Annotated in this window: 17 protein-coding genes; 6 read left to right on the top strand and 11 right to left on the bottom strand. The window is 67.6% G+C overall.

The window, feature by feature from the left end; all coding sequences use genetic code 11:
- Positions 1-408 (top strand): tetratricopeptide repeat protein (locus ACQR07_RS36375; RefSeq protein ID WP_434906854.1); only part of this gene is annotated, 408 nt, incomplete at its 5' end.
- A 70-nt stretch (positions 409-478) separates the two neighbouring features.
- On the opposite strand, the gene ACQR07_RS36370 is transcribed toward ACQR07_RS36375, so the two are convergent.
- Entirely contained in the window at positions 479-2,485 is a 2,007-nt protein-coding gene (locus ACQR07_RS36370) for an OmpA family protein (protein ID WP_434906853.1), read from the bottom strand.
- Between ACQR07_RS36370 and ACQR07_RS36365 the strand changes: the two genes are divergently transcribed.
- The gene (locus ACQR07_RS36365; RefSeq protein ID WP_434906852.1) at positions 2,381-2,788 is read left to right on the top strand and encodes a hypothetical protein; all 408 of its coding nucleotides are present in this window, start codon (positions 2,381-2,383) and stop codon (positions 2,786-2,788) included. The two genes, ACQR07_RS36370 and ACQR07_RS36365, sit on opposite strands and share 105 nt — an antisense overlap.
- On the opposite strand, the gene ACQR07_RS36360 is transcribed toward ACQR07_RS36365, so the two are convergent.
- The 5 genes from ACQR07_RS36360 to ACQR07_RS36340 form a co-directional block, all read right to left on the bottom strand.
- Positions 2,778-2,996 carry a hypothetical protein gene (locus tag ACQR07_RS36360; protein ID WP_434906851.1) on the bottom strand — a complete coding sequence of 73 codons (219 nt, stop codon included), beginning with the start codon at positions 2,994-2,996 and terminating at the stop codon, positions 2,778-2,780. The genes ACQR07_RS36365 and ACQR07_RS36360 overlap by 11 nt on opposite strands.
- Positions 2,996-3,481, bottom strand: a complete 486-nt coding sequence (locus ACQR07_RS36355; protein ID WP_434906850.1) for a pyridoxamine 5'-phosphate oxidase family protein — start codon at positions 3,479-3,481, stop codon at positions 2,996-2,998. Before ACQR07_RS36355 ends, ACQR07_RS36360 begins: the two co-directional genes overlap by 1 nt.
- 91 nt (positions 3,482-3,572) lie before the next feature.
- Entirely contained in the window at positions 3,573-4,400 is an 828-nt protein-coding gene (locus ACQR07_RS36350; protein WP_434906849.1) for an FkbM family methyltransferase, read from the bottom strand.
- A gap of 119 nt (positions 4,401-4,519) precedes the next feature.
- Positions 4,520-6,475 carry an ABC transporter ATP-binding protein/permease gene (locus ACQR07_RS36345; protein ID WP_434906848.1) on the bottom strand — a complete coding sequence of 652 codons (1,956 nt, stop codon included), beginning with the start codon at positions 6,473-6,475 and terminating at the stop codon, positions 4,520-4,522.
- A 63-nt stretch (positions 6,476-6,538) separates the two neighbouring features.
- Positions 6,539-8,689, bottom strand: a complete 2,151-nt coding sequence (locus ACQR07_RS36340; protein WP_434906847.1) for an ATP-binding protein — start codon at positions 8,687-8,689, stop codon at positions 6,539-6,541.
- A 211-nt stretch (positions 8,690-8,900) separates the two neighbouring features.
- Between ACQR07_RS36340 and ACQR07_RS36335 the strand changes: the two genes are divergently transcribed.
- On the top strand, positions 8,901-10,781 hold the full coding sequence (locus tag ACQR07_RS36335) for an asparagine synthetase B family protein (RefSeq protein ID WP_434906846.1): 1,881 nt from the start codon (positions 8,901-8,903) through the stop codon (positions 10,779-10,781).
- Positions 10,782-10,796: 15 nt separating this feature from the next.
- Here the strand turns inward: ACQR07_RS36335 and ACQR07_RS36330 are convergent, their stop codons facing one another.
- Complete coding sequence (locus ACQR07_RS36330) at positions 10,797-10,952, bottom strand: hypothetical protein (protein WP_434906845.1); 156 nt, start codon at positions 10,950-10,952, stop codon at positions 10,797-10,799.
- Between the two features lie 14 nt (positions 10,953-10,966).
- Here ACQR07_RS36330 and ACQR07_RS36325 point away from each other — a divergent pair, with 14 nt between their 5' ends.
- On the top strand, positions 10,967-11,263 hold the full coding sequence (locus ACQR07_RS36325) for a hypothetical protein (RefSeq protein WP_434906844.1): 297 nt from the start codon (positions 10,967-10,969) through the stop codon (positions 11,261-11,263).
- 322 nt (positions 11,264-11,585) lie between these two features.
- On the opposite strand, the gene ACQR07_RS36320 is transcribed toward ACQR07_RS36325, so the two are convergent.
- The 4 genes from ACQR07_RS36320 to ACQR07_RS36305 all read right to left on the bottom strand — a co-directional run bounded on the left by ACQR07_RS36320 (position 11,586) and on the right by ACQR07_RS36305 (position 14,136).
- Complete coding sequence (locus ACQR07_RS36320; RefSeq protein ID WP_434906843.1) at positions 11,586-12,056, bottom strand: lasso peptide biosynthesis B2 protein; 471 nt, start codon at positions 12,054-12,056, stop codon at positions 11,586-11,588.
- On the bottom strand, positions 12,049-12,882 hold the full coding sequence (locus ACQR07_RS36315) for a sulfotransferase domain-containing protein (RefSeq protein ID WP_434906842.1): 834 nt from the start codon (positions 12,880-12,882) through the stop codon (positions 12,049-12,051). Before ACQR07_RS36315 ends, ACQR07_RS36320 begins: the two co-directional genes overlap by 8 nt.
- Complete coding sequence (locus ACQR07_RS36310; protein WP_434906841.1) at positions 12,879-13,784, bottom strand: hypothetical protein; 906 nt, start codon at positions 13,782-13,784, stop codon at positions 12,879-12,881. The genes ACQR07_RS36315 and ACQR07_RS36310 overlap by 4 nt, the downstream gene beginning before the upstream one ends.
- 67 nt (positions 13,785-13,851) lie before the next feature.
- A complete protein-coding gene (locus ACQR07_RS36305) occupies positions 13,852-14,136 on the bottom strand; it encodes a PqqD family protein (RefSeq protein WP_434906840.1) in 285 nt (94 codons plus the stop codon).
- A gap of 201 nt (positions 14,137-14,337) precedes the next feature.
- Here ACQR07_RS36305 and ACQR07_RS36300 point away from each other — a divergent pair, with 201 nt between their 5' ends.
- A complete protein-coding gene (locus ACQR07_RS36300) occupies positions 14,338-15,177 on the top strand; it encodes a class I SAM-dependent methyltransferase (RefSeq protein WP_434906839.1) in 840 nt (279 codons plus the stop codon).
- The gene (locus ACQR07_RS36295) at positions 15,174-16,901 is read left to right on the top strand and encodes an ABC transporter ATP-binding protein (RefSeq protein ID WP_434906838.1); all 1,728 of its coding nucleotides are present in this window, start codon (positions 15,174-15,176) and stop codon (positions 16,899-16,901) included. Before ACQR07_RS36300 ends, ACQR07_RS36295 begins: the two co-directional genes overlap by 4 nt.
- The last annotated feature ends 109 nt before the right edge of the window (positions 16,902-17,010 follow it).

Genomic DNA, 17,010 nt, shown 5'->3' with positions numbered 1-17,010 from the left:
CGCGCCGTCACCATGGGCAAAATCGCCGACATCCTCTCAGCCCGCGGCGATCTCGACGAGGCCTTGCGTATCCGAAAAGAGGAGCTGCTGCCCGTCTTTGAGCGCCTCGGCGACGACGACGGCATCGCCGCCACACTCTGGAATGTGGCGTTGATCGAACTCACCCGAGAGAGATTTGACGACGCGATGCCCCGCATGGGCGAAGCCTATGCAATCTTCCTCCGCCTCGGTGGGGCCGAGGGGATCGCCGTGATCGGCGCCGCTCTGGGCCAGATCCTCGCGGCGGGAGAAGAGACGCGCGGCCAGGCTCGCGAAATTCTGCAGCGCTCGGTCGCGACGTTTCGCAGGATGGGGCGGGAAAGCGAGGCTCGTGACGTCGAGGAGATCATAGCCAAGCTCAAACTGTGACTTGGGCTGATCGCCAACAAAATGGCCGGGATTGCTCCCAGCCATTTTTATTTCTGTCGGGCGCACCGCCTCAGCGCGGCGGCGCGGTGCCCGGAGGCGGCGGCGGCAGCGCCGCTTGCCCGCCGTTGAGCAGCGGCGTGATGCGGCGGACCGTGACGCGGCGGTTGATGCGGCTCGGTCCCTGCGTCTGCTCCTTCAGGTACTGCTCACCATAGCCCTGCGACGTCAGGTTCTCGGCGGGCACGCCGAACTGCTGCGTCATCAAGGTCGCGACCGATTCGGCGCGGCGATCGGAGAGCGACAGATTGTCGGTCTCGTTGCCGACCGCGTCGGTGTGGCCCTCGATCAGGAAGACCTCGCGCGGATTGCGCTGGATCGCCTGGTTGAGGCCGTCGGCGATGACCTGCAGCTTCGCGACCTGGTCAGGGCCGATCTCCCACGATCCCGTCTCGAAAGTGATCGTGTTGAGATCGATCGACGGCATCAGCTGGCGCACCGATGGCGAGTAGCGGACTTCGTCGAGCGAGTAGCGCCGCTGCACGCGCTCCACCGGAGGCGCGATCAGCGTGTCGTAGATGACATCCGGCGGCGCCTCCTCGGCGTCGACGATGTAGCGGTTGTACGGGATGCGGATCTCCGGCGGCGGCAGCTCGACGTAGAAGCCGCCGACCGCCTGGGGATCGCGGTAGGTGTTGTCGATGATGATGATCTCGCGGCCGCCGATGTCACGGCGGATGCGGCGCAGCAGCCGGCCATCGGGTGTCGTGATCGTGACGATCTGGCTGCCGTCGGGACGGATCACCACCGTGCGCGTCTCGCCGCGCTCCTGCTGCACGCGAATGTCGCGCGCGCCATAGCGGAAGCGCTCGAGTTCGTCGTGGCGCACGAACGCCTGACCGCTCGGGTCGCGCACGATGACGCGGCCCGGCTCGTAGATCACCGTTCGTCCGCCTTCCTGAACCTCGCGGCGCTGGCCGCGGAAGTCGTCGAGCCGCTGCGGCCCCTGCATCGGCGCACCCGGCGCGATCGGCGTGAGCTGCTGAGCCGTCGGCGGTGGCGGAGCCGGAATCGGAGCGGCCACCTGCGGCGGCGGGCGATTGTTCATGGCCGGTGGTCCGGCCGGCGGCACGGCCCCCGGCCCGGCCTGCGGCGCGCCAGGGGCGGGACCACCCCCACCCGGCTGACCCGCGACGGGCGGAGGTGCGCCCGGGCCGCCAGGAGGCGTGCCAGGACGTCCACCGGGCGGTGGATTGCCGGCGACGGGCGGCGTTCCCGGTGCAGGGGTTTGCGCGGCCGGCGGAGTCGGAGAGGCCGGTGTGGGCGAAGGCGGCGTTCCCGCAGCCGGCGGCGTCTGCCCGCCGCGCGGCGGCTGACCTCCCGGCTGGGCTCCGGGCGGCGGACCACCCGCTCCGGGCCGACCGGACGGAGGCTGACCTGCATTCGGCGGGGGCGTCTGCCCAGGTGCCGGCGGCGGCGGTGACGCACCGGGTGGCGGCGAATGGGGCGGAGGCGGTGGAGGAGTCGGCGTGGCCGCAGGCGGCGCTTGAGGTGCCGGAGGCGTGACCGGTGCGGCAGCGGGGGGCGGCGGAGTTGGGCGCGCAGGCTCGCGCGGCACCACCGGCGGCGGCGGGGCCGGCGAATGCGTGGGCGGAGCCGCAACCGGAGGCGACGGCGGGGTTGGGCGTGGCGGCTCAGCACGCGGCGGCGGCGGAGGCGGCGGCGCTGGACGCGGCGGTTCAGCACGCGGCGGAGGCGGAGGTGGCGGCGCCGGACGCGGCGGTTCAGCACGTGGTGGCGGCGGAGGGGGCGGCGCCGGACGCGGCGGCTCAGCCCGCGGCGGAGGCGGGGGCGGCGGTGCAGGACGCGGTGCAGCTGCCGGCGGAGGCGGCGGAGGTGGCGCCGGACGCGGAGCCGCAGCGGGCGGCGGAGCACCAGGCCCCTGGCGTTGCGGCTGGCCTTGCGGCGGCTGACCATGCTGCTTCGGCTTGCCGTCGGGACCGACCTCGCCACCGGGTCCGCCTTGGGCCATGACCATCGGCGCGCCCTGCGCGTAGGATCCGGAGCTCGTCAGTTGCATCGCCGACAGCGCGGTGGTCGCGAGCAGCAGGACGCGGAATTTGCTCATGTGTCTTGGTTTCCCGAAAAGGTTCTTTGTCAGCACGAACTGATCAACCTTTATGCGTTAGGCCGGATTGTGGCGCAGTTCAAATTCGCGAGGGGATTTATTTCGACGCGAAGCCGTCATCTCACCGCCGCCATTCATGTCCCATTCAGTGTTGGATTTCAAAGGCTTGACAGGACACGCGAGACAAAGGCCGGCACTTGGCCGACCCTCTCTCTGATCTATCATGATCACGGCGCGATCGCGGTCAATCCGTGACTGGACTAGGTGTGGTCGGACCAAGCGGTCCACGTCCAGGCACTTCGTCCGGGGTTTGTCCCGGCAACTCGCGCGGTGGCGCAGGCGTATCCGGCTCATGCACCGGCGGCGGCACTTCCGGAGCCGGGTTGCCGACCGGATCTTCCGGCGGCGGCTCGGCGGGGCGACCGGGCGTGGCCGGCGGGATCTCGGGCGATTCGATCGGCATCACATCGAGACCTTGCGGTTATCGCCGATGTCAGGCCGCGTGCCGGTCACGGCGGCGGCCGCCATCTTGACGTAGCTGACGACGGTGCCGGGCGAGTCCCAGAACTCGGCGTCGTCGGGCGTGATGCGCAGCAGGCGGATGTTGGGATCCTCGGCGCTGTCCCACCACGCCTTGGCCGTGGTCGTGAACAGCTCGCGAATCTTGGCGCGGTCGTTGGAGATCGCGGCGGTGCCGGTCAGCGAGACGTATGTCTGGCTGCCCGCGTCGGCAAAGGAGAGATTGACCTGCGGCGACCGCGCGATCTCCTCGTCCTTGTGATGGCGCGCATCGGTGAGGAAGTAGACCATGTTCTCGTCGCGCGCGAGATACGCGCTCATCGGACGCGCCCGCAGCCGGTCACCATCACGAGTGACGAGCATGGCGAAGCCGATCTTCTTCATCAAGTCCCAGACGCGATCCTGATCGCGCGCATCGTTGTTACCCATGGTTCGCTCCTGAGTTTCAGGAACGACAACGCCGCGTGGTCCCGCGATGTTCCGGAATTCGCCTGATGAAAGCGCGCCGCGGGGTGGCGCGTCAGCCGCGCAGCAGCAGCGTGTTGCTGCGGGTGCGACCGATCTCGCGATAGCCGCGCGCGATCATGTCGGCGAGACAATCGTTCTGCCATTCGTCGCGCGACAGATGCTCGATCACGATCGCGCGCGGCCACAAGGTCGCGGGCGCGTCACGCAGGAAGCACGTCAGAACGCGGTCTTCGAAGCCTTCGACGTCGATCTTCAAGGCATCGACATGCGCGGCCCCGGCCTGCTCGAGGATCGCCTGCAGCCGCAGCGAGGGAACCTTGAAGGCCTCGCCGCCGGCCTGGCCGGTGACGATGTGGCTGGCACCGAGATTGTCGCCATCGGTGGCGATCATCACCTCGCCATCGCTGTCGCCCGCGGCCGCAGCGACCAGCCTGACCTGCGCCAAGGCCGACGCGTCGCGATTGAAGCTCAGTCGTGCGAACGTCACAGGATGGGGCTCGACCGCGATCACGAGTCCATTTGGGCCGACGTGCCGCGCCAGCGGCAATGCGAAGGTCCCGACATTGGCGCCGACATCGACGGCGACGCCGCCGGGCGGAATGTGGCTGCGCAGGAAGTCGAGCTCTTCGCGGTTGTAGTCGGGATTGAACAGCGCGCCGCGCTCGGTCGCGCTCACCTGATGATGGAAGCGGAAGCTGGCGCCCTGGTAGTCGACGTCGAGCGGTCCGGCCCGCAGCAGATCGACGATTCGGGTCAGCATCGGCCGGAAAGCACCGCGCTTCAGCCCAGACCCGTGTGCCAGGCGGATGACCAGCGCCTGCGCGGCATTGGGAGCGAAAGCGCCGAACGGAGGCGGCGTCGGGTCGTTGTCGGGCGTCAAGGGCGGGTCCTGGAATGAGGGCGCCGTGTGATAGCCGGTTTTGCCGAGGACTCCAATGCGGACCGCGTGGCTGCTTTGTGGCCATGGCGAGACGGCACAACGGCGTCGCGTGTGGGTTCTCAGGCCCGCTTGCGCTGGCGCAGGAAGCGGCCGATCAGGCGCCGCTTGCCCTTGCGCGGAATCAGGTCGATGTCGCTGACCAGCCTGGCGCCGCCCTTGCGCCGCTCCAGCACGATCTTGCGGCTGTGGAAGGCCTCCAGCTCGGCCCGGTGCGCCACGCTGACGATGGTTGCCCTGGGCAACTCGCTCGTCACCATCTGCATCATCAGGTCCTGGCTCTTCTCATCGAGCGCGGACGTCGCCTCGTCGAGCACGACGATATCGGGGCTATGCAGCAGCAGCCGCGCAAAGGCGAGGCGCTGCTTCTCGCCGCCCGACAGCGTCTGATCCCACGGCGCTTCTTCCTCGATTCTGTCCTTGAGATGGTCGAGGCCGACCTTGTGCAGCGCTTCGCCGACCTTCTCCACACTCCAGTCCTCGGCGGCTCCCGGATAGGCCACCGCGCGGCGCAGACTGCCGGAGGGAACGTAGGGCCGCTGCGGCAGCATGAACAGCCGGCGGTCGGGATGGAAGTTGATGCTGCCGCCACCCCACGGCCAGAGACCGGCGATCGCACGCACCAGCGTGCTCTTGCCCGTCCCCGATTCGCCGGCGACGAGCAGCCGCTCGCCGGGATCGACCACGACCTCGGTCTCGCCGACGACAGCGGTGCCGTCATCGAGCGTGACCGAGAGGTCGTTCAGGGTGAGCATCGCCTCGCCCGTGGTCTCGCCGCGCTTGATGCGGCCGAGGCCGTCACCGAGCTCGGCGCGCTCCAGCGCATCGAGCGACATCATCAGCGAGGCGATGCGGCGCGCGCAGGCGTTCCAGTCGGCCAGCCGCGGATAATTGTCGACCAGCCAGCCGAACGCGGTCTGTACGATCGTGAACGCACTCGCCGCCTGCATCACCTGGCCGAGCGTCATGCTGCCGTCGAGAAATTTTGGCGCGCACAACAGCAGCGGCACGACAGGGGCGATCAGGCTCGATCCCTGCGATACCAGCGTCGTGCGCATGTGCTGGCCGGCGAGCCGCGCCCATTGCTGCAGGACGTTGCTGAAGGTCTTGTCGATGCCGGCACGCTCCTCGGTCTCGCCGCCGAGCAGCGCGATGCTCTCGCCGTTCTCGCGCACGCGCGTCAGCGTATAGCGAAATTCGGCCTCCGCCTGGTTCTTGTCCTCGGAAGTCTGCACGAAGCGGCGGCCGATCGTCACGATCGAGCCGGACGCGATCGCCGCATAGGCAATGGCCGCGATCACTAGGAAGCCGGGAATAGTGATATCGGTCGCGCCCAGATGCAGCGTCAGCGCGCCACCGATCGTCCACAGCACGACGATGAAAGTAGCCGCCGAGAGCAGCGCCGAGGTGACGCCGGCGACGAAATCGACCGGCGAATCGGTCGCGATGCGCAGATCCTCCGCGATGCGATACTCTGGATTCTTGTGATCGCCGCTGACGAGGTTGAGCTGATAATAGCGGCCGCTGCTCAGCCAGCGCGAGATGACGCTGTTGGTGAGCCAGGCTCGCCAGCGCCGCTGGATCGCCATCCGCACATAGACCTGCGCAACGCCGAGAATCACGCTGCCGATTGCCAGCGGGAAGAAGATCGCGGTGAGGTGAAATACGGTCGCCGAATCGCGCTTCTCGATCGCGTCGAAGATAGACCGATTCCAAACGTTGATGCCGTATTGAAACACCACGGTGCCGACGATCAGGACGAGCAGGCCGATCGAGAACGCCCACGCCAGCCTGTCGCCGCTGTTGCCCCAATAACCGCGGGCGCTGATCCAGAACCGCGTCAGCAGATAACGCTTGCGAACCTGCTCGGCCTCTTCCGGCGACAGCTCCGGATCCGGCTCGACCACCTCGGGCGGCGGCGGCTCGACGTGCTCGCCATTCTCGGCGGCGATTTCGATGATCGGTGTCTTTGCGGGCTCCGCCGCAGCGGTCCGCTCGATGTCCTGGACCTGTCCCATGCCGCGATAACAGCAGCCTGAGTGGAAGGTTCCCGCGCCGGTTCCCCTGCGAACACCGCGGTGTCAGCGCACCTCGGAGTTCGGCGCCACCGGCGGCGCGCGATGCAGCGGCACCGGGACGACCTTGTGCAGCACGCGCGACAATTCCTCGATCGAATAAGGCTTGCGCAGCAGCTCGAAGCCGTTGGTGCCCTGCTGCGCCAGCACGTGGCTGTAGCCGCTGGCGAGCACGACGGGCACGTTGAGCTCCAGTCGGCGAATCTCCTCGGCCAGCTCGAGCCCGGTCATGCCCGGCATGACGACGTCGGTGAAGACGACATCGAACCGACTGGCGCCGCCGATCAACTCCTCCAATGCGTCGCGGGCATTGTCGACCAGCGTCGTGAGATAGCCGAGCTCGGCCAGCGCCTCGGTGGCCGATCGCCCGACGTCGATGTTGTCCTCGACCACCAGCACCGACATGCCCTGCCCGCTGATCGGCACGGCATGGCCGCCGTCGTCGCAGCGCTGCTGCTGCGCGGGAGCAACGCGCGGCAGATAGAGCGTGAAGATGGCGCCTTTGCCGAGCTCGCTGGTCACGCCGATCTCGCCGCCGGACTGCTTGGCGAAGCCGAACACCTGCGAGAGTCCGAGCCCGGTGCCGTGGCCGATCGTCTTGGTGGTGAAGAACGGCTCGAAGATGCGGCTGAACTGCTCCTGCGGGATTCCGACGCCGGTGTCCTCGACGGCAATGGCGACGTAGCCCAGCGGCGGACGCTCCTGCGGGGCCGCGGGCGTTGGCAGATCGGCCACCGCCGCCACTGTGATCGCGAGCCGCCCCTGGCCGGCCATCGCGTCGCGCGCATTGACGGCCATGTTGATCAGCGCGGTCTCGAACTGGCCGGCATCGGCGTTGACGTAGCAGGGCTCGTCGGGCACCGAGGTCACGATCTCGATCCGGGAGCCGACCAGGGTCTTGGTCATGTCGCGCAGGGTGACGACGCTGCGGCCGATGTCGAACACCTCCGGCTTCAATGTCTGGCGCCGGGCGAAGGCGAGCAGCTGCGACGTCAGCTTGGAGGCGCGCGCCACCGTGTCCGAGATCGCATCGATGTAGCGCAGCCGCCGTTCCTCCGGCAGGTTGGCGCGTCGCAGCAGGTCGGCCGATGCCCGGATCACCGTGAGCAGGTTGTTGAAGTCGTGCGCCACGCCGCCGGTGAGCTGGCCGAGCGCCTCCATGCGTTGCCCGTGCTTGAGCGCATCCTCCGCTTCGAGGCGGCGCGCGGCCTCGATGTAGAACCGCTCAGTGCGCCGCCGCGCCATGGTCAGGAAGACAACGAGCAGCGCGGTGGCCGGAATACCGAAGATCAGATGCCGGCCGATCGTGCCGAGCCAGCGGCCGCGGATCGTCGCCGTCTCCAGCCCGGCCGACACATAGACCGGATATCCACTCAGGCGCTGGTAGCCGACGCGGCGCTCGATGCGGTCGATCGGCGAGGTCTCGGTGATCAGCTGCTCGGTATCCGCGGCGCTCGTCGGGACGTCATTCTGCGACGGACCCGCGGTTCTGGCCGCCGCCGGAAAGCGTGCCAGGATGAGGCCGTCGAAGCGGCGCAGTGCGAAGTAGCTGCCGGCGGCGCGGCCGATGCGGGCATAGAAGTGCTCGAAATAGTCGGGAAACACGGAAACCTGAATGACGCCATTGAAGCTCCCGTCCTCGCCGGGCCGCCTGCGGCTGACGCTGAAGAAGGGAGCGCCCTGATAGGGCAAGCGCGGCGTCAGGGCAGCGCCGATGAAGGTGCCGGGGCTGTCCTTGACGTGAGCGCTGAAATAGTCGCGATCTGCAAACAGTGTATCGGGCGCCGGATAGATGATGCTGTTGACCAGCGACCGGCCATTGGCGTCGAACACCCAGGCGGATTTCATCTGCGGCAGCGCATCCGACAGCTGGCGCAGCCGGGCATGCAAGGCCTGCTCACGCGCCCTGATCTCGGCATCGGACAGGTCGCGCACCACCTCGTCGATTTCCGACAGGCTGCGGTCGAGAGTCTCGAACACCTTCAGCGCGTGTTCGTGGACGACGTCGAGCGACCGGCGGATCTCCCGATCGGCCTCCTCGATCGTCGAGCCGTAGGAGACGTAGGCCGCAATCATGAACAGCGCAACGGGAAGCGCGAGCGAGGCGACCATCATCCATCGCAGCGTCGTCAGCGATTTTCTCTGTGCGGTCTGCAAGGTCGCTCCAGCCTTCGGGAGGCCGAGCCTAGCGCAATCGGGCGCTGCTACAAAGAAGCTGAGCCGGGAACCCTGGCGAATCTCGCCGGGGACGCGAGAGCTTCCCGACGCGCCGCCGAAAACGATTTGGCATCGGCAGGCTCGCCCGCTACACCGGCAACATGGTGGGGCAGACATCAGCGGTCCGAATCTTGAAGGCTGGAGTGCCGCGATGACCATCGCCGGCGCCATCGGCTCTGTCGACGGTATTCCCGACGTCGCCCGGGCGTTGCGCGCCATGGCGCTGGGTCCCGGCAAGCCGCGACTGCATCGCGACGGGGGTCTCGAGCTTGGCGTCTGCGACGAGGCGGAGCTCGTGTCCGACGGACGCATCGTAGCGCTGTTTCACGGCCGTCTCGATGACGCGACCGAGTTCGGCAAGCCGAATGCCGCACGTTCGGCGGCAACGATTCTGATCCAGGCCTATCGGCGCTGGGACACGAATTTTGCCCGCGAGCTGTTTGGGGATTTTGCCTGCGCCGTCTGGGATGGAGAGCGACAGCTTCTGCTGCTCGCCCGCGACGCGCTGGGCGCGCAACCGCTGCACTACTGGTGCGCGTATCAGCAGATCCTGTTCGCGACGGAGCCGCGCGGGCTGCTGACGCATGACGAGGTCGCGCGTGAGATCGATCCGCGCTGGGTCGCGCGGTGGCTGGCGCTGCTACCGCAGGACGACGCGACGACGCTCCACCGCGGCATCGCGCGCGTGCTGCCCGGTCATGTTGCGGTGTTCGCGCATGGCAAGGTGGAGCAACGGCGCTACTGGCGCCCGGAGGAGCTGGCACCGATTCGCCTGCCGCGCGATCAGGATTACGCCGATGGCGTGCGCGAGCTGCTGGACGAGGCGATCCGCTGCCGCATTGCCGGCGCGCGGAGCGTCGGCAGCCAACTGAGCGCGGGCCTCGACAGCTCCAGCGTGACGACGCTTGCGGCGCGGCAGCTCGCAGATTGCGGCCAGCGGCTGACCGCCTTCACCGCCGTCCCCGGCGATGGTTTCGACGGTCACGGCATCCCCCGCAACCGGATCTGGAACGAGGGCCCGCTCGCGAGCGTGGTAGCTGCAGCCCATCCCAATATCGACCATGTGCTGGTGCCGAATGAGGGCGATCTGTTCGACGCGCTCGACCAGGTCGACGGCGGCGCCGGCCTGCCGGCGCGCGCACCGTCGAATCAGGTCTGGATCGACGCGATCGGCCGCGCCGCCCGGCAGCGCGGCGTGACCGTGCTGCTGACCGGCGCCATGGGCAACATGTCGGTCAGCTATGACGGCATCGGCTTCCTGACCCATCTCGCCCGCAGCGGCCGCTGGATCACGCTGGCGCGGCATCTGTCGGCGCTGCACCGCAGGGGCAAGTCATGGGCGATGCTCGGCAATCGCGTGGTGGCCCCGCTGCTGCCGACGCGGCTGCGGCGGCCGCTGCGCCAATGGCTGCGACGGCCGGAGCCGGTCCTGTCGCAATTCTCCGCGATGAGCAGCGCATTCGCCGCTGAACATGGCGTGCTGGCCGAAGCGCTGACGATGTCCGGCGATGTCGGCGCGACCGCGCTGGGCGAATCGGAGGTCAGGCTGGCTGTTTTCGGCCGCCTCGACCGCGCCTTGCCGCTGCGCGGCGCAAGGCGCCGCTTTGGGATCACGACCCTCGACCCGACGGCGGACCGGCGCGTCATCGAGTTCTGCCTCGCCATTCCGCCCGAGCAATTCCTGCTCGGCGGCGAGGACCGGTCGCTGATTCGCCGGGCGATGCGGGGCGTTCTGCCTGATGCAGTCAGGCTGGAACGGAGGCGAGGCATGCAAAGCGCAGATTGGCCGCGTCATCTGACCGCGGCCCGCGCCGAGATCGAAGCCGAGATTGCGCGGCTACAGAACAGTCCGCTGGCGAGCGCCTGTCTCGACCTGCCACGCCTGCGCCGGTTGCTCGACCATTGGCCGAAAGACGGCGCCCCCGGTGCCGGCTGGCACGATGTCGAAGTGACCTACGAATACCAGCTCGCGCTGCTGCGCGGATTGGCAACCGGACGTTTCCTGCGCCGGTTCGAAGGCGGCAACGAATGACGCCGATGGTCACGTTCAGGACGAGAACGTCGCATCCACGTTGATCAGGATGCCGGTCTTGGCGGTGTGCGCCGGGATGATCGTCAGCACCGGCGCGTGCCATTGCTTCGGCAGATCCGTCATCGCCGGCGGGTTGACCTGCGGTGCGGTCGACTCTTCATGCTTCTGCATCGGATGTCCGTATCATGAGGGCTGCCGTGATGCCCAATCAGGGCCCCGCGATGGGTAAAGCGTTGAAGATTGCCGCCTGGGCAAGCGCGCAACATCCAAACCTGGAGTTTCATTCAATCGAAACAGGACAGGATCGAGCAACGCCGCCGACCTCGGATCAGGATGAGCTGCTGAAGTCGGGTCCGGGAAACGTCGAGAATTTGGCGCTGTTGGCTGACATGATCGTCAGCACCGGCGTCTGCCATTCCCTTGGCATTCCCGTCGTGGCCGTCCCTGCCCTCGGATGCTTCTGCGGTTCGACAGTATCGTGAGGCTCTTGCATCGTATCCCGCCCGGTGAGTGCAGTAACGTCGCGCCATTTAGGCCACCGCTTCGGGTGGCGCGTCAAGATATTCAGTCGATGACACTCAGGACGAAAAGCTGATGTCGCCACCCGCGAAGGTCCCGCTCCGGGCCCTCGTCGTCGGCACGATTGTCAGCACCGGCGTCTTCCATTCTCTTGCTCTTACAATCGCCGTTGCGGGCTCCGATCGGTCGGCGTCATCGGCATCGGACAGTCCCAGTTGGTCTGATCCACCATGCTGGAGGATCCGGCATCGGGTTACCTCATCGCGCCGATTCCTGAAGACGTCGTCATTGTGCTGTGGGCAGGGTGACCTCGTCGCGTCCTGGCCGGAACAGCGCGATCGGCTGGTAGAGCGGCGAGGTTTCGCCGCCGACCACGATCTCACCGTCTTCGAGACGGACCCAGACATGGGCGTCGACGCCATGCGCGACATGCCGGACACCGTAGACGATCTCGGCGACGAGCCCACGGCGGCGCAACATCTGCTGCGCGGCGATGGCCTGATCGAAGCAGACCGGATGCCAGGGAAGGCGCCGCGAGGCCGCGTGCACGGCCCAGCCGACCCGGTTCGCCAGCAATGCCGCATCGACCGGCTGTGCAGGGGACGCAGCCCGGGTCAGGCGGCGGGCGATGCGCGGGAAGGGCTGCAAGCGGAGCATGACCCGAGCAACGGCAAGACAGCAGACAGCTTCAGTCACGAGCGGCCAGTCGCGCCGGCGCCGCCACCACCGGCGATGGCTGCTGCGGTGCTCAGCCATAGCCAAGCTCCCGCATCACCGCGCCATGGTCGCGCCGGATGCGGTCGGCCTGCGCCTCGGTCAATCTGGACCGCCAGCCGCCGGCCTCGCCCGAGCCGAAGAAGCGCCCTGGTGCCTTCAACGACCCCTCACGAAAACCCGTGCGCACCTCGGCGGCCTGCAGCACATCGAAACGCGCGGCCGCGATGGCGGCCGAGAATTGGTCCGCCGACGCCGATCGGCCGAAGGCACGCGCGATCGCGGTCAGGCTCGGCAGCGGATCGGCGAGCAGATTTTCGTAACGAACGACCGTGAGCGGCAGGCCGGAGCGGAGCCAGCTCAGGGTATGCGCGCTCCAACTGGACGAGAACTGCGGCAGCTGCGTGCGCAGTTGATCGCCGTCGTTGATCAGCGTGGCGCCTGGATCGGCCATGAAGGCGATCGCCTCGTCGATCGAACGGCCGAGATGGGTGGCCAGCGAGGGTGCGACGTCGCGGGGGTCGCGCACGATCAGGACGACGGCCGCGATACACTCCCGCGGCAGCGGCGGTTCGGACGCGCCAGGCGCCGGCAGCCAGGCATCATGAACCTTGATCGGAAAGCTGCGCGCGCGCGGCGGCGTTGCGATGCGATGCGCCTGCGGACGCAACCGGTGTTGTTCCTCGGGCAGCAGATCCGACGTGTCGACGTCGAGCGTCTCGTCGAAGAAGGCGCGATCCGCCGCCGCCCAGCCTTCGAGCGCGTTGATGTCGACAGTGCCATGGCCGTCATCGAGCGCGGTCAGCAGCGCCCGCACCCAGGTGTTGCCGGATTTCATGTAGGAGGCGAGCACATGCAGCCCGCTCATGATTCGGCATGCGCCTCGACGCGCCGGACCCAGTCATCGAGATCGGCGAGGTGGCCGCTGCGTGTTAGATGATGAACGCCGACGGTGCTCGCGATGCGTCCTGCTGCTGCGAACAGCCTGGGTTCCAACCCCCACACCTGCGCCGACCGGTGGCGATAGATCTGTCCATGCAGGGTCATCACCGCCGCCATCGGCGGCAGCCTGCGAATGTCGCCTTGGCCGACGACGGGCGCGCGGCCCGGCGTGAGCAGGTAGATCGATCCGAGCGGCACCGGCGCGATCTCGAAGTCGGCCGCATCGTCGAAGCGTAGATAGTATTTCTGCTGGCCCATGCGGTTCGCAGGCAGATCGGCCGCGGCGATGCCCATCGCGTCGAGCGCGTCCTTCCACAGCTTGACCCGCGGGAAGGCCGGCCGCACCAGCGGCGCCGGCGCAGCTTGGGAGTCGATCACGCAGACATCGTCGCACAGCAGCTTGTGGCCGCGACGGGTGAGCGCGGCGGCAAAGGTCGACTTGCCGGCGCCGGACATGCCGGCCATCGCAATCGCCTTGTTACCAATCTGCACGGCGGACGCGTGCAGCGGAAACAGGCCGCGCTGGTGGATCAGCAGGCCGAGCATCGTACCGAACAGGAATGTGCGGATATCCGGCGCATCGGGTGCGACGATGGGAGCTATGACGATCTCGTGCGGGCTGCGCAGCCAGTAGGTCGCAACGCCATCGATCGCCAGGCGTGCCTGGCCCTCGCGCGTGACCTGAAGCAGCGGCGAGACCACCATCGCCTCTTCGAGCTGTGGCGGGATGGAGCCGGTGCGGATGACGAGATCGGGCACACGATCGTCGCCGCTCCAAGCTGCGAGCTCTGGAAGCGCAAGCTCGCTGTGCACGCGCCAGCCACACAAGACGAGATCCGTGGACCGCGCCGGTGTTTGGCCACCGCTGATAGATGTCATATCCATCGCTGCGAGATCAGCCGACATCGATCAGGCGCTGGTCGCGCAAGCTCGTGAGCAGATTGACGATGTCGTTGGTGATTCGCTCGCGGTCGCCGCGATAGTCGGCGGCCACGACGTCGCAGAGCCGCGCGATCGACATCGGCGCGTCCAGTCGGCGCCAGATGTCGCTGCCGATGTCATCGAGGCCACAATAGACGCCCTGCTCGATGCTCATCAGGATGAACTGGCTGTCGACCTCGGTCGCGAGGTGGTCCTTCGCGCGCGACACGACATCCGTCAGCTTCAGTCCTTCAGGCATGCAAGTTCCCTTTGCCTCATCGCCCCCTTTTATCGTTCGCGACCGACGGACACAAACGAGGTTCGGCCGACCCCTCGATCCCGAGCAACTGCTCTACCATAGCGAATGCAACGATCGGCCGAAATGCCTTCCACCGATGGAACGCCATGTGCACAGGAGCGGTCACGTTCGCGATTCGGGTCGGCGCGCGCGTGAAGGCTCTTGCGTATCGAGCCGAACCTTTCAATGGTCGGAGCAGAGATCGAGAGAGGCATGGCGGAACAAGCGGAACAGCATCTGAAGGTCGGGGTGCGCAGAGGACCCGGCCTCCTCGCCCGGCTCCAGGCCCGCGTGGCGGAACGCTCCCGGCGCAAACGTGCGGAGCTGTTCTTCAAGGTTCTGGACATCCGCGATGATGCGCGGGTCCTCGATCTCGGCGGCGCCCGCGGCGTTCACTTCGCTCGTCACTACGGTCGCCTGACCAATGTCTGCATCGCCGATCGCGATCCCGCTCCGCTTCGGCATGCGGCGCAGACCTATGGCTATCAAACCCTGCTGCTGGACGACAGCGCCCGCCTGCCGCTGGCGGACGGCGCCTTCGACGTCATCTTCTGCTCCTCCGTCGTCGAGCACGTCACAGGGCCGCGAGACCAGGCGCTGGCGCTGTTCAAACAGGATGGACGACGGTTTGCGGCCGAGGCGCTGACGCACCAGACACGTTTTGCAAACGAGATCCGGCGCTGTGCGAAGGCCTATTTCGTGCAGACGCCCTATCGGTATTTTCCCATCGAGGTGCATTGCTGGATTCCGTTCGTCGGCTATCTGCCGACACACCTGCAATGGCGCGTGATCAGTCTGTTCAACAGGTTCTGGCCACGCCGGATCGCGCAGCCGGACTGGTCGCTGCTGACCGCGGCGCAGATGCGACGGCTGTTTCCCGACGCGGAGCTTCACCGCGAGACGGTGTTCGGCTTCACGAAATCGCTGATCGCCATCCGACGGGCGCCCGCGTCGTCTGCGCGGATGCAGGTTGAAGCTCCGGGCGCAGCAGCTCCGAGATGACGGCGTTCGCTGCGGCTTTCCGACTCCTCGGCACCGTTCCACGACGCAGGACCGCCGCTCTCCTGATCCTCATGATGCTGACCGGACTCAGCGAAGGGGCCGGGTTGCTGCTGCTGATCCCGCTGCTCGACCTGCTCGGCCCCTCGCCCGGCGCGGGCGGCGCCCATTTGAGCCGCGCGCTCGCCTTCGTCGGGCTCCCGATGACGCTGCAGGCCATGCTGGCGCTGTTCGTCGGCGTCGTCGTGATCCGCAACATTCTGCAATATGCGCGCGAGCGGCTGGCGGCGAGCGTGCAGTTTCGCTTCGTCGATTCGCTGCGGCGGCAGTGCCTGAGCGCCGTCCTCAACGCCGAATGGCGCTGGCTGGTGGGGCAGCGGCAGTCCGATCACGCCAGCCTGCTGCTCACGGACGTCAATCGCACCGGCATCGGCCTCAATGCCGGGATTGCCCTGCTGGCGGGCGTAGCAACGACGCTCGCCTATCTCTGTGCCGCGCTGCTCGTGTCCTGGAAAGTCACCGCGCTCGCGGGCGTCAGCGGTGGCCTGGTGTTCTGGCTGCTCGCGCGGCAACGGCGCAAGGCGCTGCAGCTGGGCCGCACGCTCGGTGATGCCGGTCGCGCTCTGCACGCTGACGTGCAGCAGAGCCTCGCTGGAATCAAGCTCGCCAAGACGCTCGGCGCAGAGCACCTCCAGCACGCGACCATCCTGGCCTCGAGCAGCAACCTGCAGACATATCAGCTCGCCTTCGTCGCCGGCGCGAGCCTGTCGAAGGCCTTGTTCCAGACTGCGGGCGCTGGGCTCGTTGCGATCTATGTCTATGTCGGACTGAGCTGGTGGCGGTTGCCGATGGCGGAGATCCTGACGCTGGTCGCCGTCTTCGCCCGTCTGATCCCGATGTTCGGCGGTCTGCAGCAGCAACTGCACCTTTGGCTGCACGCCGTGCCCGCCTTTGCCGAGGCCGAGCAGCTGCTGGCGGAGTGCCGGCGTGCCGCGCAGCCGAGCAGCAGCCCCGGCGCGACGCCCCTCGTGCTGCGGCGGGAGATCAGCCTCGCGCGCGTGACGGTGCGCCATGCCGGACGGGATGAGCCGGCGCTCGCCGACGTGTCGCTCCGCTTTCCCGTCCGCACGACGACCGCGATCATCGGTCCGTCAGGTGCCGGCAAAAGCACGCTGGTGGATGTCATCGCGGGCTTGCTCGAGCCCGATTCCGGCTCTGTCGCGGTGGACGGCGCTGCACTGTCGGGAACGGCCCGCGCGAGCTGGCGGCAGACACTCGCCTACGTGCCGCAAGAGCTGTTTCTGTTCAACGATACGGTACGCGCCAACCTGCTCTGGGCACGCCCCATCGCGAGCGAGACCGAGCTGCACGACGCGCTGCGACTGGCCGCGGCCGATTTCGTCATGCGGCTTCCCGACGGGCTGGACACGGTGATCGGCGACGCCGGAACGCGGCTGTCCGGCGGGGAACGGCAGCGCATCGCCATCGCCCGTGCCCTGACGACTCGACCGGACGTGCTGATTCTCGACGAGGCGACCAGCGCACTCGATCTCGATGCCGACCAGCGCATCCAGGAGGTCCTCGATAGCCTGCGCGGCCGGATGACGATCTTCATCATCCGCCACAGGCTCTCGCATCTCGACCGTACTGATCAGGTGGTCGCATTGCGGGAGGGCCGCGTGATCGCCAGCGGCCGCTGGCAGGAGGTGTCCGGCGTGATGGGTTGACCGGTGGAGCAGCCGACAGCCCGCTGAGCCGCGCCAGCGCACAGCTGTGTCCCCCAACGGCAACGGTCGATAGTCTTCGACAGAACTGCACAGCAAAATTCCAGACTGC

It is taken from the genome of Bradyrhizobium sp. HKCCYLS20291 (assembly GCF_051167715.1).
Classification (GTDB): Bacteria; Pseudomonadota; Alphaproteobacteria; order Rhizobiales; family Xanthobacteraceae; genus Bradyrhizobium.
This window is presented reverse-complemented; position numbering and strand designations above follow the sequence as displayed.